Genomic DNA, 20025 nt, shown 5'->3' on the forward strand with positions numbered 1-20025 from the left:
CAGCCTTCGGGGGCGATGCTACCAGGGGATATCCATGGAGAACTGGAAGATCTGCTCCTGGTCACCCGGACCTGTGAGGATGGGGAAACCGAAGTCGAAGGCGAGGGGCGTGGGGCCGAGTTGGGCGACGGCGATACGGAGGCCAAAGCCGACGCTGACGCGGTAATCGTCAAAGCCCGGGGAATCGGTCACGGTGCCGGTATCGATGAAGACAACACCGGAGAGGAGGTCCTCGTACAGCGGCTGCTCGATCTCGGCGTTGAAGAAGAAGGACCAGGTGCCGCCGACCGGGTCGGTCGTCGGCTCTCCGGTGATGTTGCCGATGCCCTTTGGGGAGATCGTCCGGTACTGGAAGCCGCGGAACTGCTGGCCACCCATGTAGTACCGCTCGTAGACGGGCGAATCTTCGACGTTCTGCGGGATGTACCCGATGGCGCTGTGGAAGCTGAGCACGGTGGTGCGGCCAAGAAAGTTCTCGTAGATGGGCAGGTAGAGCGTGTAGTCGGCGGCGAGTTTGGTGAAGTTGAAGTCGCCGCCCAGGGCCCCGATCTGCTCGACGCTGAAGTTCATCTTGGTGCCGCGGGTGGTGCGGACGGCGCGGTCGTAGGTGGAGCGCGAGATGCGGAACCCAAGGCCCGTTACGACGTGGTCGTCGGCGACGGCGTAGACGTCGGTCGGGGCGTTGGGTTCGATGTCGACCAGGTGGGCGTCGTACCCGCGGGCGATGATCGAGGCAACCCACCGGTCGCCGAATCGCTGGCCAAGGCTGGCGGCGCCGCCGAATCGAAGTTCGGTGTAGTCGGTGTAGTTGCGGGTCCGGTAGTAGGCCTCGACCGAGCCGGTGTAGTCCGAGCCGAAGAGGGCGGGGTCAGCGATCGATGCCGAGTAGTTCTGGGTCTCGGTGCCGGGTGCGATGGTGAGGTTGAAAACCTGCCCGCCGCCGCGGAACGCTCGACCGAGGATGAGCTCCTCGAAGGACTCGGGCGTGTCCGTGATATCGAAGTTGCGCTGGGTGATGGAGATCGAGCCGATCAGCCCGGCGTCGGAGGTGATGCCGACTCCGAAGTTGATGTTGCCGGTGTTGGTCTCCTTGACCTCGACGAGCACGTCGCGGTGGAAGTCGTCGGGCGCGCCCGGAGGCTGCACGGTGGTCTTGACCGACGTCGGCTGCCCCGGGCCCGGGGCGCCCTCGAAGAGGCGGGAGGCGTCCAGTTTCTGTTTCGCTTCGCGGAGAGCGACCGTATCGAGCGGACGCTCGGGACGCAGCGGGTCGATGTACCGGCGGGGCACTTTCTGCTGGGTGATCTCGTTGCCCGCGATGGTGATCAGGCCGGTGATGTAGCGATTCCCCTCGGTAATGATGATGAGCAGGTCGACTTCAGGCTTGGTGGGGTCGCGCAGTTCGGCGCGGTTGATCCTGGCGTCGTAGTAGCCCATTTTGCCGTAGGCGTCGCTGATGATCTTCATCGACTTGTTGAGGTCGGTTACGGAGTAGGCGTCGCCGGTCTTGATGAGCATCAGCCCGGCGATCTGTTCGACGCTCAGGACTGTCGGCGGGCTGCCGGACCCGGCGCCCGTGCCGCGAGCGTCGCTGAGTTCGGCCTTGACGGATCGGAGCGTGAACTGGGGCCCCTCATCGATGACGAAGGTCACGATGGCTTCTTTGCCATCGGGCGAGGGCTGCACCTCTCGGTCGGCACGGACGTCGAGGTAGCCGCGGTCCTTGTAGAAGTTGACAAGCGAGGCGACGTCCTGGTCGAGGACATCGTCGTCGAGCGGACCGGTTTCGAACAGGCCGGCGACCTTCGTGTGGATCACCGGGCGGAGTTGGTCGGCTTCGAAGTGCTCGTTGCCGCGGAACCGGATGTCCGTGACCTTGATGCGGTCGCGCTCCCGGATCTGGAAGATCACGTTGCCGGTCTGCTCCAGTTCGCTCTGGTCCACAGTGACCTCGGCGAGGTAGTACCCCTTCTTGCGGTACAGGTCCTTGATGCGGTTGGCGGCGCGGGAGAGCTCGAACTCATCGACCGGGGTGCCGGCGAGCGGAGGGAGGACCGCGGCGATCTCCTGGTCGGAGATCTGGCGGTTGCCGACGGACAGGACGTCGGTGATGACCGGGGCTTCCTTGAACGAATAGATGAGGGCGACCGACTGGTCGTCAAAGGCCTGGACCCTTGCGTTGATCTCCTTGAAGCGGCCAAGGCGGTTGAGTCGCTTGATGTCCTCGCGGACGACGTCCGCGGAAAATGGCTGGCCGGACTTGGCCCGGATCTGGTTCTCAACGAGGCGCGGCTGGACCTTCTCAAGGCCGATAATCTGGACATCCCGGATGAGGCGGCCGTCATAGTCCGCAAGGGTCTCGATGGCGGGGACCAGCGGTGGCGGCGGCAGGTTCGCGGGCTGTGTGGGTGGAGGGGCGGGGGGGCGAGTGGGTTGCGCGTCGGAGGGCGGGCACAGCGCAAGCAGAACCACCGCGCAGAGGATGGCGCGGAGCGGCAACAGCCGGACGGCGTGCTGTCCGGAGCAGGGGCTCACAACGGGGAGACGATACTTTGGCGAGGGCTCGATCACAAACGGCTTGGTGTTCCCTGTGCGAGGGCATCGGGCCGACGCAGGTTCAGGTTATCCGGGATCGGCCCGGGGGGCTTGCGGCGGGGGCTTGAGGTCCGTAGGGTTGTCGCTTCACCCCGAGCCGCGGGTGGTCACGATGACCGTACCGGGGCCGGGCACATGGAAGGCCGAGTTGTTCGAGCGTCCGCGTGATTGAGCACGTGGGGCGCCGCGGGGTCCTGTCGTCATGCGTGACCTGGGGAGAAGACTGAGGCGGACGGGGATTGTGCTCGCCACGGCGGCGTCCGTGGCCCTGGGGCTGGCGCTGGTGTGGTGGTTCGTCACGCCCCAGAGTCTCTCGCGGATGGCTACAGGGGAGCTGGTCGCGGTGCTGGGGCTGTTTGTGCTGCCGGTGATCACGGTGGTGACATGGCTGCTGGAGCGGAGGGTGCCGAGGCGGAACGAGGTGGCCGAAGTGCCTCCACTGGCGCTCCCCAACGCGGTCATTACCGAGCGGGAGCAGACGCTGGCCGCGGGGCGCGAGGCAGGCGAGGCAGCGCGACGCGGGCGCGACGATGCCGATGTCCGGCCGAAGGCCGCGCCCACGCGGGTCGCCGGACGGGCGTAGGGCCGCGGCTTACTGCGGCAGGTTCACGGGCATCACGACATACTTGAAGGTCTCGTCCGCCGAGCGGATGAGCCCGGGCTTGTTGGAAGCCTTCAGTTCAACAATCACCTCTGCATCGGTGACAACACGGAGGGCGTCGGTGATGAACTGCGGGTTGAACGAGATATCGATGTCGTCGCCGTCGAAGGAGTTGAGGTCGACGCCGATCTCCGCTTCGCCCATCTCCGGGGCGCGGCTGGAAAGCGTGAGTTTCCTGCCGGACTTGGAGAACGACATCCGTACGCCGCGGGACTCCTCGTTGGTGAGCACGGCGGCCTTGCGCACGGCAAGGGAGAGATGCTCGCGATCGGCGGTGATCTTGCGGTCCTGGTCCTTGGGGATGACATCCTCGTAGGGGGGAAAGGTGCCCTCGACCAGGGTGGAGGAGAGGACGGCCCGCGGCGCGGTGGGCGCGGCGCCCTTCTTGCCCTCGCCCGCGCCCGCGTGCTCGAAGGCAAAGAAGATGCGGGAGTCGGTGATCGCGACGCGGACGATGTCCTCGTCGTTGTGCACGAGCTTGGGGACCATGGCCAGCGCCTTGGTGGGGATGATGCACGAGACCGGGGCGGCCTCCTTCCCCGCGCCGGAGCCGGAAACCACGGTGCGGCTGAGCGCCAGCCTGCGACCGTCGGTCGCGACCATCTCGAGCTTCTTCCCTTCGCGCCGGAGCAGGACGCCGTTGATGGCGTACCGGGAGGTCTCGCGGGCGGTCGCGAAGACGGAGCGCTGCACCAGCTGCATGAGTTGGCCAGCCGGGCAGGCGAAGACCGTCTTGGGTGCTTCCGCGCCGGTCGCGGCGACAACCGAAGCAAAGTCGGGGATCGGTGGGTACTCGCCCGCGGGGCCGAAGACCCTGAAGTGGGCGTTGGCGCCGCGGATGTCGCAGCGGTCGCCCTGGGACTCAAGGGTGAGTGTGGGCTCCCCCTCTTCCGCGGAGACAATCTGGCGGAGCTTGTCCGCGGGGACGAGGGCGGTGCCGGGCTCGGCGATGTCGACCTGCGAGAGCGACAGGATCAGCGACGATTCCGCATCGGAGCCGGCGATGGTCAGTTCGCTCCCGCCGGGACCCTTGGTCGCCACAAGGCGGATGGACGAGAGTTGGGGGGTTGGGGTGCGGGTCGGGACGACGCCGGCAACGAGGTTGACCGCCTCGAGCAGGGCGCCGCGATCACAGATGACCTTCATGCAGGGGCTCCAGGGCAGAATCGGATAGTGGCGGGGGCAGTGTACCCGGTCGCGCGGCCGCGGAGAGGGCGTATCGGGGCCCGTCGAAGTTGCGGGCGGCGCCGGGATTGGGGATATTCCCCGCACAGTACGGTGAAGCACAACCCCCTTCCCGCCTATGGTCTATCTCGGCAGGGGGGCGGTGTTGTGTTTGGTTTGTGTTTGAACCTACAAAGTACCACGCGCCGGCCTTGTGGTCGCCGTGGAGAAAGGGATTCCGGCATGTCATTCGAAGCGGTGGTGCACGCGCAGGCGATCGAGCTCGACAAGTTGGCGCTGGAGATGACCGCCGCGGCGGGCAGCGGGCACCCGACGACGGCGATGAGCCTCGGGCACATCGTCACGGTGCTGATGTTCAGCTCCATGCGGTGGTCGCCGGATTACCCCGATTACCCGACCTCGGACCGGCTCGTTCTCTCGGAGGGGCACGCGGTGCCGATCGTCTACGCGGCGTGCGCGAAGCTTGGGGTGATGATCGGCAAGGGCGAGACTCGGAGGCGGATGACGGTCGAGGACGCCATGAAGCTGCGGGCGATGGACTCGGAGATCGACGGGCACCCGAACCCGATCGAGGGGTTCCCGTTCTTTGACGCCGCGACGGGCTCGCTGGGACAGGGGTTGTCGGTCGCGGCGGGGCTCGCGGAGGCGGCCCGTCTCGACGGGCTGGATCGGCGGATCTACTGCATCATCGGGGACGGGGAGAGCCGGGAAGGCCAGGTCAGCGAGGCGCTGGACTTCATCGCCGAGCGGAAGCTCACGGCGGTGCTGCCGATCTTCAACTGCAACGAGTACGGCCAGTCCGACCGGGTCTCGGGCCAGCAGAGCTGGGAGAAGATCAAGGCCAAGCTCGAGGCGTTCGGGTACGACGCGAAGGTGATCGACGGGCACAACCCGAGCCAGATCAAGGGGGCCTTCGACGAGTTCGCCCAGCGGGCCGGAACGGACGGCAAGCCGATGGCGGTGGTGGCCAGGACGGTCAAGGGCTGGGGCGTGTCGTCGATGCACGGCAACGGCTGGCACGGCAAGCCGGCCTCGGGTGACACGCTCAAGAAGGCCCTCGCGGAGCTGGCGGAGAAGCGGCAGGAGGTCACGAGTTCGCTGGTGTCCTCCGACCAGTTCACGATCCAGCCGCCCAAGGAAATGGCTCCCAAGGAGGTCGCCTTCGGCGAGGCGCCCAGCTTCAACGCGATGATGAAGAAGCTCGACATGGAGAGTGCCGTGCACTCCGGCAAGATGGCGACGCGCCGGGCCTACGGCGCGGCGCTTCGCGCCATGGGCCAGGCCAACGACCGGATCGTCGTGCTGGACGCGGACGTTTCGAACTCGACCTACGCCGACATGTTCCGCAAGGACGCGGCGCTGGCCGACCGCTTCATCGAGTGCAAGATCGCGGAGCAGAACATGTTCTCCGCCGCGGCGGGGCTGTCGGCGGGCGGGAAGATCCCGTTCTGCTCGACCTTCGCGAAATTCGTCACGCGCGGTTACGACCAGATCGAGATGGCAATCAACTCCGGGGCCAACCTGAAGATCGTCGGCAGCCACGCGGGCATCACGCTCGCGGCGGACGGCCCGAGCCAGATGTCGCTCCCGGATGTCTCCTGGTTCCGCTCGTGGACCACCATGCGTGACCACCGCGGCAACCCGGGCTGCTACCTGCTCCAGCCGTGCGACGCCTACTCGGCCTACGGCCTCGCCCAGGCGATGGCGGAGTACGAGGGCGCCTGCTACATGCGGACGCTTCGGGCCGATACCGAGTTCATCTACGGCGACGACCAGGTCTTCAACCTCGGCGGGATGGAGGTTCTGAGTCAGGGCCGCGATGTGCTGCTGTGCGCCGCCGGCTACATGGTGCACGAGGCCAACCGGGCCATCGACCTGCTCGACAAGGCGGGCATCTCGGCCACGCTGGTCGATATGTACTCGATCCCGTTCGACGCCGACGCGCTGCTCGACCTGGCGGGCGCCAACGGCGGCTACGTCATTACGCTCGAGGACAACTACGGTGGCGGCCTCGGCTCGGCCGTGGCGGACGCGATCACCAACTCCGGCGACGCGTTCACACTCGAGCAGATGCACGTCCGCCGCATCCCCAAGAGCGCCAGGACCGAGGCCGAGATGCTCCAGATGTGCGGCCTGACGGCCAAGGACATCGTGCAGACGGCGATGAAGCTGCTGCAGGTCGTGTAACCCCGGGCGGACTAATCCCGTTGGCGGTTGGATGGCGGCCCGCCGCGCGGTCGATGCACGCCCGCGGGTGGTTGGGTATTCTCTCGCCACCGGCGACGCCGATGACAGGACGGAGCCCGGCGCCCATGATTCGGCGCCGGGTTGGGCCGGTCGCACCCCGAGAGCCCGTTCATGAAGCTGTCCATTGTCATCCCGGTGTACAACGAGCAGGCGACGATCAAGGCCATCGTCGAGCACGTGCGGGCGGTTGATCTCGGCGATGTCGAGAAGGAGATCGTCTGCGTCGACGATTGCTCGACCGACGCGACGCGGGAGCGGCTCCGCGAGATGGCGGCCCAGGGGACGATCAGGGCGTACTACCACGAGGTGAACCAGGGGAAGGGTGCTGCGCTGCGGACCGGCTTCGCCTCCGCGACCGGCGACATGGTGATCATCCAGGATGCCGATCTCGAGTACGACCCGAAGGAGTACCCGCGCCTGATCCGGCCGATCCTCGACGGCAAGGCGGATGTTGTGTTCGGGTCCAGGTTCGTCGGCGGGGAGTCGCACCGCGTGCTCTACTTCTGGCACTCGCTGGGCAACCGCGTGCTGACGCTGCTCTCCAACGCCCTGACCAACCTCAACCTTACCGACATGGAGGTCTGCTACAAGGTCTTCAGGCGGGAGGTGATCCAGAGGATCCGGGTGGAGGAGAACCGGTTCGGGTTTGAGCCCGAGATCACCGCCAAGGTGGCGCGGCTCGGCTGCCGGATCTACGAGGTAGGCGTGTCGTACTCGGGCCGCACGTACGCGGAGGGGAAGAAGATCGGTTGGAAGGACGGGGTGCGGGCGATCTGGTGCATCCTCAAGTACAACCTCTTCAGGACCGACGACCCGGGGAGCGGCCCGGCGCGGTAGGGCGGAGCACCGACATGCCGGAGGCGAACGCACAGGTGCCTGCATTCCGCAACCGGCCGGGCGCCCTGTACTGGCTGCTCGCGGCGGCCCTCGTGGCCTATGTGGCCCTGTGCACCGGCAACCGCGACAACAAGATCGGTGCGGACGCGTGGGAGCACCACCGCGTGCTCGTGGCGCTCACGAACAACATCTGGAACCCGGGCAACCCCACACAGGCGTCGGACGAGCCGTCGATCCGGTACTCGCCCTCGAACGTCGCGCTCGCCGCGGTGTGCCGCCTCACAGGGGCGGATCCGTACCGGGCGCTGAGCGCGATGGCCGTGGTGAACACGGTGCTGCTGGTCGCGGGTGTGGCGCTGCTGCTTGCGGGGTTCGGCCGGGCGGGCGCCGCCGGGTCGGCCCTGCTGATCATGGTGAGTCTCTACGGGGGGGCGCCGGCGTACGCCAACTCGTACGCGCTGAGCGACCTTCCATGGCACCAGGTCAACCCATCGGCGCTCAGCTTCGCGCTGGCCCTGATCATGATGGCCGCGCTTCGGCGGGTACTGCTGGGCGGCTCGGCGTGGGTGTGGGGCGCGGTGGTCTCGCTGCTTCTCCCGGTGGCCGTGCTCGACCACGCCATGACCGGGATCTTCGCGGCGGTGGGCCTCGGGGTGATCGCCGTGCTCGGCGAGCCGCGGCGGCGCTGGCCGGCGATCGCGGTTGTCGGTATCGCCGGGTGTGTCGCGGCGGGCGCGTGCCTCGCGTGGCCGTGGTTCGATTTCCTCCGCGCCGTGAGGTCCAAGCCGGACCTGGCGTACTGGTTCACCCCGGGCATCCTCATGCAGATGCTCTTCGTCTGGTGCATGCCCGCGGCGGTGCTGAGCCTGTTCAGCCTGCTCAGCGCCGATCGGCGGACGGTGCAGACGCTCCTCGCCGGGGCGGGGGCGTGCTTCGGGCTCGGAGTTGGCGCGATGATCGTGAAGTCGCCGACCCTGGCGCGTCTGCCGTTGCCGGGGCTCGTGTTCCTACACATGGCGGTGGCGCTGTACGCCGATGAGGCGCGCCTGTTTGATGTTCGGTCGTGGCCGGCCCGCCTGCGCAGCCTGCTGGCCGTTCCCCCGGGCGCCGCGCTCCAGGCGATCACGCAGACCGCGGTCGCCGCGACCATCGTCTACTTCCTGGTGCCGCAGGCGATCGATGTCATCAAAGAGCCGCATCTGGCTCGCCCGCTGCTCGCGCCGCTGATGGGTGCAAGGAACCTGCAGATCACCCTCCGCGCCGACCTTGGCCGCCTGCTGGAAGGCATAGGGGAGCGGGACGTCGTGCTGTCGGATCTCACGACGTCGTGGGCGATCCCCTCGGCCCGGGGCAGGATCGTCGGCGCGTTGCACTACGAGTTCTTTGCGCCCGACCAGGCAGGCAAGGAATCCGACACGGTCCGATTCTTCCAGGAGGGCGTCCCGGGATCGCTCCGTGCCGAGATCATCCGGCGTCAAGGCGTGCGGTGGATTGTGCTCGATTCCACGCAGATCCCGTCGGGCGTCTACGCATCGCTGATCGAACCTTCTGCTGTAGTGCGCCAGGAAGGATCGCTGGTGCTGATGGACGCGACGAAGTGGCTCGAAGCCGCCGGGGCTCCGAGGTAAGGCGGGCCGCGGGCGTCTGCCCCCGGCCTGCCGCACGGACTCATGGATGCCGGAGGCTCAGGGGCAGCCGAATGACAACGCGGCATTCCACGTGGATACGAACACGGCAATGTCCGACGGGGTGACAAACCCGTCGCAATCGAAGTCTCCGCCGTACGTGCCCGCCATCAGGCTGGCGTTCCACAGCGTGACGAACTGCGCGATATCGGCCGGGGTCACGACGCCGTCGCCGTCGAAATCCGCCGGGCAGCCGCGGGAGCAGTAGACGATCTCGCCCACTGGCAGCGGGCTGAACTGCGGCATGAACTCGAACCCTTGAAGGAAGGTCGCCGCGAGTTGCCGGGTGGATGTGGTGATCGCCAGTTGGGTCTCCTGGGGTCCGGGTCCCTCGAGGCAGGTCGTTACGCCGAGCAGGTTCGGCACGACCAGGTACACATCGTTCCCGCCGTTGGTCGGGGTGATGGTCGTTGTCCCCGCGATCGCGTAGGCCAGGCGCCGCTGGGGCCGGTTGATCGCGTGGCCCTCCGTGCTCAGGGCGCCGCCGTACTGCCGCGCGAGGCCCAGAGCGCCCGCGCCCGAGAAGCGGAGCATCGCGGCCGACGTGATGCCGCCCGCCGCGGGCACCGTGGTGCCGGCGATGACGATCGACGGATCGCGCGTCCAGCGAACCGCGGCGAATCCGACAACAAACCGGGGGATCTCAACCGTCCATGCCGGAACGAAGACCGGGTCGGTGCGCAACAGGAATGAAGCGCTCACGACCGGCGGCGGCGTGAGCGAGCGGCCGATCAGGGCGATGTCGCCGGTGGTGTTGACGTCCAAGCCATCCCCGAAGAGGCGCTTGTTGGGCTGGATGAACTCGCGGTACCCCAGTGGATTCCCGCCCGGGTCGGTCCTCAGGAGGAACGCCCGCTCGAGTCCGATCGCGGCGTCCAGCAGCGTGCCGGAGACGATGAACCCCGCCGCGTCCTCGCGCACGTCGGAGAAGCTCATGGATCCCTGGATCCCCGGCGCGATGTAGATGCGCTGGAACAGCGGGTTGCCCGCGCCATCGACCTTCAGGAGCGTGCCGGATGTGGGGCCGCCCGCCGCGGGCTGAATCCGCCCGACGCACACGAACCCGCCGTCGAAGGTCTGCCGAACGGCTACGCCCGCGGGGAAGTCGAGGAACGGCGTTCCCTGGTAGCAGCGAGCCCAGACATGATTGCCGAGCGCATCGACCCGGAGCAGCACGATGCCGAATCCGGGGAACAAGGTGGTCTCGCCCCCGACGATGTACCCACCGGTTCGCACACCGTGAACGGAGTAACCGGCAGTCCGGGCGTTGGGTCCGGTGTCGAGCACGCCGCTCCACTCCACGGGCCCTTCGTACTTAAACTTCACGACATGGATCCCGTTGGTCGGGGGCCCGCCGGGGAGGATCGCTCCGCGGATCTCGCCCGCGGTGATGTAGCCGCAGTCAAAGGTCTCTTCGATCGCGTAGGCGGTCTCGTTCGCCAGTGTTCCCACTGCCCGTTGGTAGATCTGGGCTATCGCGCCGGGGGCCAGCACGACGAGCGCAGCTGCGCCCGCCGCTGCTCGCAGCGCCGGTACGACAAGGGACACCACGCAACGGATGACGTTGATCATGGCCAGCTCCTTTCCCTGTTGGTACGGAGGCGCGGCCGGATGATGAACGCTCGCGCCACGGCCACCTTACCGCCTGGTGCCATGCAGCCAAGCGAACAGACTGCGAGCCTGCAGAAAACAAGGGTGTTCACGGGATCGGCCGCGCCGAGCGCCGCCACGACAGGAAGTCGTCGCTGGTGTTGATGTTGGCCGCGATCCGCTCGGGCACGAGGACGTGCACAACACGGTCGGGAGGCAGCGCGGCGTGCAGCGATCGATCCCCACCTGTTGTGAGACGAGATCTGAGTGCGGCGCGGGAGGCCTGTCGGTACACACCAAAGCACGGTTCCGGTCGGTGGCCGTCGGTCGAAGCAAGCACGGCCCACATCGTGGGGGAGCGCCCGGCTTTGTTGAGGATGGCGCGGACGACGTCCGGAGTGACCGCCGGCATGTCTCCGGCGAGGACAAAGACATCCAGGTCCGTGGCCTCGAGCGCGGAGACAACGCCGCCGATGGGTCCGGTGCCCGGGTAGCAATCCGCGATCACGCGGTCGCTCCTCGCGGCGACCTCCGGGTCGCAGTCCCCGACAAGCACAACACCCCCGCCAAACACGTCGCGGAGCGCCTTGATCGGAACATCAATGAGCCAACGGCCGCCCTCGTCGGGACCGATCGGCTCGCGGAGTTTGTCGCGTCCAAAGCGGGAACTTCTCCCACCTGCAAGGACCACGGGCTGGATTGCCGGGGCCACCGCTCTTAGTCCTCGTGGGCGATCACCCTGCCGGTGACGGGGCTTGCGTCGGGGCGGCCGTCGTCCTGCACGTCGCCGCGGAGGGTCTCGATCGCGTGCGGCAGGATGTCGAGCAGGGCTTCGAGGTTCTCGCGCGAGCCGCGGGGCGATCCGGGGAGGGTGAGAAGAAGCGTCCGGTTGATCACCCCGGCAACCCCCCGCGAGAGGAACGCGCGCGGGGTCTTGGCAAGGCATCGATGGCGCGCGAGTTCCATCAGCCCCGGGTGCGGGCGCTGGATGACGCGCATCGCCGCCTCTGGCGTGACATCGCGCGGGGCCAGGCCGGTGCCGCCGGTCGAGAGAATGAGATCGAGCCCGAGCGATGGCGCTGCCCACTCGAGGAACACGGCCGAAAGACGGTCCACTTCGTCGGGAACGGTCCCCGTCACGGCGATCACGGCGCCGAGGCGCTCGCGTGCGATCTCGGCGAGCCCGGGGCCGGAAGTGTCCGCCGCCTCGCCGCGGGAGCAGCGGTCCGAGACGGTGAGCACGCCGACCTTGATGGGCGGCGACAGGGTCATGCGCCGGGACCTCCCGATGGCTCCTTGGCGACGTAGTGACCGCTGCGGCCGCCGGACTTCTCGATGATTCGCAGCCCGTCGATACGGATCGCCTTGTCGATGGCCTTCCCCATATCGATGACGGTCAGGGCCGCGACCGCCGCGGCGGTGAGCGCCTCCATCTCGACGCCCGTTCGGGCGTGGCACCGGGCCTCGGCGCGGATCACGACGCGAGTGCCATCGAGGGTGATGCGGACGTCGGCGTGGTCCAGCGGCAGCGTGTGGCACAGCGGGATGATTTCGTCGGTCCGCTTCGCGGCCTGGATTCCGGCGAGCCGGGCGACCTCGATCAGGTTGCCCTTGGCCAGCGCGTTGGCGTGGATCGCGCGGGCCAGTTCGGGTGAGACCGTGACGAGCGCCTCGGCTATCGCGGCCCGTTCCGTCACCGGCTTCTCGCCTACCGGCACCATGCGGGCGTTTCCGTCGGTGCTTAGGTGCGACAACCCGGATGGTGGCGTCGGAGCCGGCATGATGAGACTCTAGCCGGACGCCCCGCGGCCCCGCTCAACCGGTCCATGAGTAGAACGGCCACGGCCCCTCGCCGGAGGCTCCGGGCGGGACCTCGACGAATCCATCCGACGCGGCGGCGCCCGCCACATCGCCGCTGCTGGCCGGGGCGACCAGTTCGCCAACGCCCGGCTCAAGGAGCCGCACCGGGCGGTGCCACCACAAGGCGATCGTCCCTGAGTCCGGCTTGCGAAGCCGGATGAACCCTGTTGGCCCCAGCGGTGCGGAGAGGCCGGCCTGCACGGCAAGGGCCGGGAGCACGATGCGCCGCGCCGTCACCATGACCGAGAGCGGATTGCCCGGCAGGCCGAAGACCGGCCGGCCCGGCGCGAGCACGGCCCCGAGGATCGGCTTGCCCGGCCGCTGGGGGAGCCTGTGGAAGATTACGTGCGCGGCCAGCGACTGCACCGCCGCGGGAACATAGTCCCTCGCTCCCATCGAGACGCCGCCGGTCAGGATGATCGCATCGCAGTGCACGGCCAGTTCGGCGGTGGCCCGGGCGATGCCGTCCCGGTCGTCGCGGGCCCGGGGTCCGACCAGGGGATCGATCCATCCGTGGGCGAAGAGCATCGCCTCCAGCGCCGGGCCGTTGGAATCACGGATCTGCCACGGGGTGATCTGGTCGCGCAGGTCGCTGATCTCGTCGCCGGTGGTGAGAATGCCAACCTTCACCTGCCGGTACACCAGCGGACGGGCGCACCCGAAGGCCGCCAGCGCCGCGGCGACCGGGGCCGTGACCTCCCGCCCAGCGGGGATGATCATCTCGCCGGCCCGGACGTTCTCGCCGCGGCGGCGGATCGACTCCCACATGCGGATGGAGGAGGCCGCGACGGGAGTGAGTGAGATCGAACGCTCCCGCTCCGTCACCAGTTCGCGCTTGATGACCGCGTCGGCGCCCATCGGGATCGCCGCGCCAGTCACGATCCGGAGCGCGGCGCCGGCGGGCAGCGCCTGCGGCTCAAGCCCGATGTGGACCTCACCCACGACGGGCATGGGGGCCGGGGGCGCGCCGGTGACGAACGGAGCCAGATCGGCCAGTCGCACGGCGTACCCATCCATTGCAGAGACATCGAGCGCTGGGCTGTCGCGGTCGGCAACCACGGCCTCGCCGAGCACCCGGCCGGGGGCTTCGGCGAGCGGGATCCGCTCCATCTGCAGGCGCCTGATGCGAGGAAGCAGCGCATCAAGCGCCTGCTGCGGCGACTGGTACGCAAACTCGGCGGCGGGCGTGGCTGAACCGGGGGTGACGCTGGTCATGGCCTTGGCTCGGCGAGTGAAGGGACCGGCGGGCCTGCGGGGGTGGACATCTGAGCGTAGGCCCGGGGTGAGGGCGGGCTCCGCAAGACGGGTACTACGGTTCCGCGGTGTCGGGCGTTTCGGGGGTCTCGTGGGTAGCCGGCGGCTGCCCCGTCGTGGTGGTCGTTGTCGTCGACCCAGCGGACCATGCGTTGGGAATACCCATGCCCATGAACTGGCTTTCCAGCTTGACCCCGCTGATGACGAGCTCGCCGTTGTAGATGCGGGTCAGGTCGATGGTGCTCCTGGCGCCGGCGATATCCGGTCGGAAGACCAGTTCGATCGTCGTCGCGTTGAGACCGGTGATCGGGGCGCTCAGGTATCGAACACCACCTGATTCAACGGACCCGGGCTCCGCGGAGGATTCCACGCTGGTGTTGAGCACGCCAAGCTCAAACTCGGCCGAGCCCTCCGATTCACGAGCAAAGACGCGAAACGAGAAGTCCAGCGAGGGCTTTGCGAGCTCGAACTGCAGCGCAATCGTGCGCCGGTTGCGATTGTCATCCGGACCCGGGAACATGGCATTCTCATAGAACGTTGCTTGGCTCGGCCTCAATCGGTCCAGCAACTCTCGCCGGGATTGGTCCGTCGGTTCCACCAGTTCGATCGCGGCCACCTCCTCGGGCAGAATCTGTACGGTTGTTGAGAGTCGAGCCACGCGTCGCGCGGAGGGATCAACGGCGCCAGGGTCCTTCCAGGACTGAGCGCGGCTGATTAAGGGCTCAGCGGTTGACCAGAGTTCGACATCAACCGTGTGCATCCCTGGAGAGAGCTCCCGTGGGAGTCGGTACGACCACGCGGAACTAAAGCTGGACGATCCGCCGCTCTTGGAGCCGAGAAGGTACACGTAGGCGGCTCGTTTGTCGCCACGCGGCTCGTCGGCAGACGAGGCCTGGGCGAGGGAAGTCTGTCGTCGCATTCGCCAGCCCGCGGGATCTCCAAGCTCGGCATCGCCGACCCGGACCATGGCTAGGGCCACGCCGCACATCAACTTCGATGTCGCCGCCGTCCGCGATTCCTTGATGTCGACCATGAGCGAGAGGGGATCTCCGAGCCGGATGCGTGGCCTCGCCTTGAGATTGAACACACCCGCACCGTTCCAGTAGCGAGAGCGCTGTTCGCTGCTCAAGGAACCGCCCGACTCGGCGAACTCGATCACATTCCCCCAGACTTCGGTCCAGGGCATGGTGGCGTCGGACTGGATATCCAGGGCGGTCTCGACGATCGCCCGAATCTGATCGCTGCTGAGCGAGCCGGTGAGGACGCGACTCTCCACTTCGTCCGCGATGGCCTGGTGAACCGGTCCGCGCGAGTGCCTTGCCTGCCACAGGAGCAGCCCGGTGGGGAGGTACTTGTTAATATCTGTTCCGGTCGTCGATGCATAGACCAGCATCGACAGCGGGGCCAACGGCACGAGCACAAGGACCCCGCCGATGACGAGCAAGGGGACCAGCCGCTTGCGAGCCCCGATTCGAATAAAGCCCTCTCGTTTGAGGCCGGCCCCGCATTCGGGGCAGGTGATGGCTGGCGGGTAAATGCCCTGGAGATCAAACGCGCACTGGCGGCAGATCGGGTGATCGTTGATCCGATAGCCCCGGCGCCCGAAGACAATGCACAGGATGCCAACGAAGAACGATCCCAGGAGTGCAAAGAACAGGTTGGGGGTCATCAAAGGCTCCGTGGGTATAGCACCCAGTGTACTTGCGACCAATGTTCACGGAGTGTTCCGTAGACCCGGAGTCCAATGAAACGCGTACCCTTGCTTCATGATGCGAATCAGGGTCCTGCTCTTTGGTCCCGAGGCTGCCGCGGCGGGGTGCGATGGGGTTGATGTTGAAGTGGAGGATGCGACGTGCGCCGGAGTGCTCATCGCGCTCGCCGAGCAGCACCCGGCCCTTCGAAGCGCCGCCGCGAGCGCCCGGCTCGCGGTCAACCGGGAGCTCTCGCCGGCTCAGCGGGAAATCCGGGCTGGGGATGAACTCGCCCTGATCGGCCTGGTGTCCGGCGGATGAGCGTGCACGTGGACATCCTGACCGGTCCTCTGCCCGAGGCGCCGCCGCGGCGGGACCTGGGCTTGGGCGAAGGCTTCGAGGTGGGGGCCGTCGTTGTCTTTGAAGGGGTCGTGAGAGAGACGGAGGATCGAAGGCCCCTCGTCGCGCTGGAGTACCAGGCGTACGAACCCATGGCACAGGAGTCGATCCGGAAGATTGCCGGCGACCTGATCGCCCGGTTCGGGTTGATCGCCGTGCGGGTCGAGCACAGCCGCGGAGCCGTGCCGGTCGGGGCCATCTCGTTCCGGCTGACGGTCGTTGCCGTCCACCGCAAGGAGGCGCTGGCCGCCGCGGATGAGTTCATCGACGTTCTGAAGCGGGATGTCCCGATCTGGAAGAAGGCGGTGTATCGGGACCCATGAGCGGTGCGGCCCGTTATCGCGGGATGACATGAACGCTCGGGGCCTTGACCAGCACAGCCGCGCGCGAGCCAGGCGCCAGCCCGAGATCGGCCACCGAAGCGAGAGTGATGATGGCGGCGAGGGCAAACCCGCAGTCCACGCGGACGATGGCGAGCGGCCCTGCCGGCTCGATGGACCGAACGGTCGCGGGGAGTCGATTGCGCGCGCTGTCGTGGCCAAGTTCGGATGAGTCGGTCAGGATGACATCCGCCGCGCGGATCCGGACTAACGCCGCGCCCGAGTACAGCGTCGGGGCCAGCGCCGAGAGCGTGGTTCGGCCGACGGCGACGTCCGCGAGGCCGTCTCGCACCCGCTCGACGCGTGCCTCGAGGACGGTCTCGAGCCCCAGCGGCTCGGGGAAGGCCGCGTCCTGAAGCCGGGAGAAGGCCTCGGCAATCGGGCCGGAATCCACGACGCCGGCGCCGTCCGGGGCGAGCGCCACGGCGTAGTCGGCGAGGGCGAGGGCCTCGAGACGATCGTGGGTTACGACCAGCGCCGGGGTACGGGAGAGCAGGATAATGCCTCGGAGGTCGCGCCGGAGTTGGTCTCGCGCTGCCGCATCGAGCGATGACAGCGGTTCATCGAGCAGCAGCAGCCGCGGCTTCGCGGCGAGAGCGCGGGCGAGGGCCACCCGTTGTCGCTGCCCCCCGGAGAGTTCACTTGGCCGCCGCCGCTCCAGGCCGGAGAGCGTGAGGGCATCGAGCAGCAGATCCGTCCGCTTCCGCCGCTCCGGGCGGGGGAGATCGCGGATCGGATACTGGATGTTGCGCCGCACACTCAGGTGGGGGAAGAGCGATGGCTCCTGCGGCACGTACCCCAGGTCGCGCTGCTGCGGCGGCAGCGAAAGCCCCGCGCGGGAATCGAACCATGTCTGTGCGCCGCAGCGGATCGTTCCGTCGGCCGCCGTGTCCAGGCCGGCCAGACATCGGAGGATGGTGGTCTTGCCCGAGCCCGACGGTCCGAGCAGCGCCGTGATGGGCGACTGCCGAAGGGGGATGGCCACCGCGGCGCGCACGGTGGGCCCGGCGGGGTACGCCCGATGAATGTCGATCAGCAGCCCATGGCCGTCATCGACCATGTCCGCCTCCGCATGAGCGAGTAGGTCAGCACGAGCGCCGCGAACGCGAGGGCGAGCAGAACGATTGATGTACGCGCCGCGGCGCCGTAGTGCATGGCCTGCACATCGTCGTAGATCGATATGGAGGCCACACGCGTCCGACCGGGAATGTTCCCGCCGATCATCAGGACCACGCCGAACTCGCCCACCGTATGGGCAAACGACAGGATCGACCCCGCCAGGAGCCCCGGAGCGGACAACGGCAGCACCAGGCGGAAGAACGTCGCGCGGCGAGAGACCCCGAGGGACCATGACGTCTCGATCAGCCGCCGGTCAACGCCTGCGAACGCCGCGGCCACGGGCTGCACCATGAACGGGAGGCTGTACAGGACCGACGCGATCACCAATCCGGGGAACGTGAAGACCAGCCGAAACCCCGCCAGGGACTCGACGGCGCGGCCCGCGGGGTTCGACGGACCGAGCGCCACCAGCAGGTAGAAGCCAAGGACGGTCGGAGGAAGTACGATCGGCAGCGCCACGACGGCCTCGACAAGCACCTTCCATTTCCGCGGCGAGAACGCGAGCCACGCGGCGATCGGCACACCGATCAGCAGCAGCAGCGCGGTTGTCGCGGCGGCGAGTCGCAGGCTCAACAGGATGGCGTCCCAATCCATCGCCGCAGTTTACGGGGTTGCGGAGACAGGGGTGAGGCCGTGGCGAGCGAGCGTCTCGCCGCCGCGGGGCGACAAGATCAGGCCTGCGAACTCGCGAGCGGCAGGGCCCTGCGGCGACGACTTCAGCACGACCACGCCGTGTTCGATTGGCTCGTACGCGGTCGCCGGGATCGCAATCCATCGGCCCGAACCGGACAGCGGGGGCATGGATACGAGGCTCCGTGGCAGGATGGCGGCCTCCGCCGCGCCGGCGTGTGCAAACTGGGCCGCCTGCTCGACGTTCTCTCCATAGGCAAGTTTCGTCGCGACCAACTCGTAGAGGCCAAGCGACCGGAGTGCCGAGGTTGCGGCCTGCCCGTAGGGCGCGTGGTCCGGGTTGGCGATGGCGATCTGCCTCACCGCGCCGGAGCGAAGCACATCCAGGGCGAGCCCGTCCGCGCTCGCGGCAGCGGTGGCCGGCAGCCAGAGTACGAGCTCCCCGCGGGCGTAGGGTCGGGGAGGATCGAGCGTGAGCCCGGCGGCCGCGAGCGCTGCCGGGTAGTTCATATCCGCGGAGAGGAAGACATCAAACGGAGCGCCGTTGCGCATCTGTGCCACGAGCGTGCCAGAGGCCCCGGGAGTGACCGTGACCCTTACCCCCGGGTGATCGGACTCGAACTCGCGGGCGAGAGCCTCGGCCACCGCCCGGACCGATGACGCCGCGGCGACCCGCAGAACGCGGTCGTCTTCGTGGCTTGGTGCCTTCGAACAGCCGGCGGCCAGCAGGGCCAGCACAATGAGAACAAGCGCGCCAAAGCGGGACATGAATCAACCCCCGATCGCCGACATCGGCCGGTCGGGCTGGGTGAAGGCCGGCGTGTTGATGCCGTGCCCGGCCTGCTTGGTCCATATCGCATCGACCAGGAACCCGGCGATGGCTTCGTCATCGCGTCCCCCCCTTAGGAGCGGCCGCACGTCGAACTCATCCAGGCTGAACAGGCACGGGCGAACCTTGCCATCGGCGGTGATGCGGAGCCGGCTGCACGCCCCGCAGAACGGCCGCGAGACCGGCGCAATCACCCCGATGCGTGATCCCTCGCCCGGAGGCAGGTCGGCGAACTGGTAGGAGAGCGAGGTGCTGTCCGCCGCGTCCCGGCCGGCCGGGACAATCGGGTACACGGCGCCGATCCGGTCGACGATCTCGCTCGCGGGCACCAACAGCGATGGGTTCCAGTGCCGGCCGGAATCCAGCGGCATGTACTCGATGTACCGCATCTCTACGCCCAGATCCCGTGCCAGCGACGCGAGCGGAACAACCTCGTCCTCGTTGAAACCGCGGACAATGACCGCGTTGAGCTTGAGACGGGCAAACCCGGCACGCTGGGCGGCCCGAATCCCGTCGACCACCGCCGCGGGCGATGATCGGGAACGGGTGATCGCCGCGAACCGGCCGGGCTGGATCGAATCGATCGACACGGTCAGGCGGGTAAGCCCGGCGTCGCGCCAGGCCCGGAGGCGGTCCAGCTCGAGGCGCGATCCGTTGGTGGTCATGGCGAGATCGTGAACGCCGGTCGAGGCGATCCCCGCGATGATCCCGTCGAGGCCCGGGTGGATCGTGGGCTCGCCCCCGGTCAGGCGGATCTTCCGGATGCCAAGCCCCACCGCGATTCCGGCGAGACGGACCATTTCCTGGTCACTCAGCAGGTCCTCCCGCGGCAGGAAGGCGACGTCCGGGTCCATGCAGTAGGTGCAGCGGAAGTTGCACCGGTCTGTGATGGACAGCCGCAGATCGCGGATCTCGCGGCCGTGGGAGTCGATGAGCCGGCGCTGCCCGTGGGGGGCCGGTGGCAGGTCCGCCCCGCCCGAAGCGGACGAAGGCCGCAGTATGGTTAGCCGCAGTGTCATCGCTCGTGCGTAGGGTAGGTGGGGCCCGGGTGCTGCCCCGCGGC

General features: G+C 67.9%; 18 protein-coding genes. 6 read left to right on the forward strand and 12 right to left on the reverse strand.

Annotation, left to right across the window (positions count from 1 at the left end; all coding sequences use genetic code 11):
- Positions 1 to 18 precede the first annotated feature (18 nt).
- Positions 19 to 2535: an outer membrane protein assembly factor BamA gene (bamA, locus tag KF745_09665; GenBank protein ID MBX3358683.1), complete on the reverse strand. Its 2517-nt coding sequence runs from the start codon at positions 2533 to 2535 to the stop codon at positions 19 to 21.
- Between the two features lie 262 nt (positions 2536 to 2797).
- On the opposite strand from bamA, the gene KF745_09670 reads away from it, so the two are divergent.
- Entirely contained in the window at positions 2798 to 3178 is a 381-nt protein-coding gene (locus KF745_09670; GenBank protein MBX3358684.1) for a hypothetical protein, read from the forward strand.
- A gap of 9 nt (positions 3179 to 3187) precedes the next feature.
- Here the strand turns inward: KF745_09670 and dnaN are convergent, their stop codons facing one another.
- Positions 3188 to 4402, reverse strand: a complete 1215-nt coding sequence (gene dnaN, locus KF745_09675) for a DNA polymerase III subunit beta (GenBank protein MBX3358685.1) — start codon at positions 4400 to 4402, stop codon at positions 3188 to 3190.
- A 261-nt stretch (positions 4403 to 4663) separates the two neighbouring features.
- Between dnaN and KF745_09680 the strand changes: the two genes are divergently transcribed.
- The 3 genes from KF745_09680 (at position 4664) to KF745_09690 (ending at position 9153) form a co-directional block, all read left to right on the forward strand.
- Positions 4664 to 6628 (forward strand): transketolase, encoded by a 1965-nt coding sequence (locus KF745_09680; GenBank protein ID MBX3358686.1) that lies wholly within the window; start codon positions 4664 to 4666, stop codon positions 6626 to 6628.
- 171 nt (positions 6629 to 6799) lie between these two features.
- Complete coding sequence (locus KF745_09685) at positions 6800 to 7525, forward strand: glycosyltransferase family 2 protein (GenBank protein MBX3358687.1); 726 nt, start codon at positions 6800 to 6802, stop codon at positions 7523 to 7525.
- Between the two features lie 14 nt (positions 7526 to 7539).
- Positions 7540 to 9153, forward strand: a complete 1614-nt coding sequence (locus KF745_09690; GenBank protein ID MBX3358688.1) for a hypothetical protein — start codon at positions 7540 to 7542, stop codon at positions 9151 to 9153.
- 57 nt (positions 9154 to 9210) lie between these two features.
- Here KF745_09690 and KF745_09695 read toward each other — a convergent pair whose 3' ends face one another.
- The 6 genes from KF745_09695 to KF745_09720 form a co-directional block, all read right to left on the reverse strand.
- Positions 9211 to 10782 carry a hypothetical protein gene (locus KF745_09695; GenBank protein MBX3358689.1) on the reverse strand — a complete coding sequence of 524 codons (1572 nt, stop codon included), beginning with the start codon at positions 10780 to 10782 and terminating at the stop codon, positions 9211 to 9213.
- 127 nt (positions 10783 to 10909) lie between these two features.
- Positions 10910 to 11512 (reverse strand): molybdenum cofactor guanylyltransferase, encoded by a 603-nt coding sequence (locus KF745_09700; protein ID MBX3358690.1) that lies wholly within the window; start codon positions 11510 to 11512, stop codon positions 10910 to 10912.
- Between the two features lie 5 nt (positions 11513 to 11517).
- Entirely contained in the window at positions 11518 to 12072 is a 555-nt protein-coding gene (locus KF745_09705) for a MogA/MoaB family molybdenum cofactor biosynthesis protein (protein MBX3358691.1), read from the reverse strand.
- Positions 12069 to 12581, reverse strand: coding sequence for a cyclic pyranopterin monophosphate synthase MoaC (gene moaC / locus KF745_09710; GenBank protein MBX3358692.1), 513 nt, complete (start codon positions 12579 to 12581; stop codon positions 12069 to 12071). Before moaC ends, KF745_09705 begins: the two co-directional genes overlap by 4 nt.
- 34 nt (positions 12582 to 12615) lie before the next feature.
- Positions 12616 to 13875: a molybdopterin molybdotransferase MoeA gene (locus tag KF745_09715; protein MBX3358693.1), complete on the reverse strand. Its 1260-nt coding sequence runs from the start codon at positions 13873 to 13875 to the stop codon at positions 12616 to 12618.
- Positions 13876 to 13969: 94 nt separating this feature from the next.
- Positions 13970 to 15583, reverse strand: coding sequence for a hypothetical protein (locus tag KF745_09720; GenBank protein MBX3358694.1), 1614 nt, complete (start codon positions 15581 to 15583; stop codon positions 13970 to 13972).
- 97 nt (positions 15584 to 15680) lie between these two features.
- On the opposite strand from KF745_09720, the gene KF745_09725 reads away from it, so the two are divergent.
- A complete protein-coding gene (locus KF745_09725) occupies positions 15681 to 15926 on the forward strand; it encodes a MoaD/ThiS family protein (protein ID MBX3358695.1) in 246 nt (81 codons plus the stop codon).
- Entirely contained in the window at positions 15923 to 16327 is a 405-nt protein-coding gene (locus KF745_09730) for a molybdenum cofactor biosynthesis protein MoaE (protein ID MBX3358696.1), read from the forward strand. The genes KF745_09725 and KF745_09730 overlap by 4 nt, the downstream gene beginning before the upstream one ends.
- Positions 16328 to 16340: 13 nt before the next feature.
- Here the strand turns inward: KF745_09730 and KF745_09735 are convergent, their stop codons facing one another.
- From KF745_09735 to moaA, 4 genes are read right to left on the reverse strand one after another with little or no spacing between them, the layout of a single operon-like run.
- Complete coding sequence (locus KF745_09735; protein ID MBX3358697.1) at positions 16341 to 17444, reverse strand: ABC transporter ATP-binding protein; 1104 nt, start codon at positions 17442 to 17444, stop codon at positions 16341 to 16343.
- On the reverse strand, positions 17417 to 18097 hold the full coding sequence (gene modB / locus KF745_09740; protein MBX3358698.1) for a molybdate ABC transporter permease subunit: 681 nt from the start codon (positions 18095 to 18097) through the stop codon (positions 17417 to 17419). The genes KF745_09735 and modB overlap by 28 nt, the downstream gene beginning before the upstream one ends.
- A 9-nt stretch (positions 18098 to 18106) precedes the next feature.
- Positions 18107 to 18901: a molybdate ABC transporter substrate-binding protein gene (gene modA / locus KF745_09745; GenBank protein MBX3358699.1), complete on the reverse strand. Its 795-nt coding sequence runs from the start codon at positions 18899 to 18901 to the stop codon at positions 18107 to 18109.
- 3 nt (positions 18902 to 18904) lie between these two features.
- Positions 18905 to 19981, reverse strand: a complete 1077-nt coding sequence (gene moaA / locus KF745_09750) for a GTP 3',8-cyclase MoaA (protein ID MBX3358700.1) — start codon at positions 19979 to 19981, stop codon at positions 18905 to 18907.
- Positions 19982 to 20025: the final 44 nt, after the last annotated feature.

It is taken from the genome of Phycisphaeraceae bacterium, assembly GCA_019636655.1.
In the GTDB taxonomy this organism is placed as follows: domain Bacteria; phylum Planctomycetota; class Phycisphaerae; order Phycisphaerales; family UBA1924; genus JAHBXB01.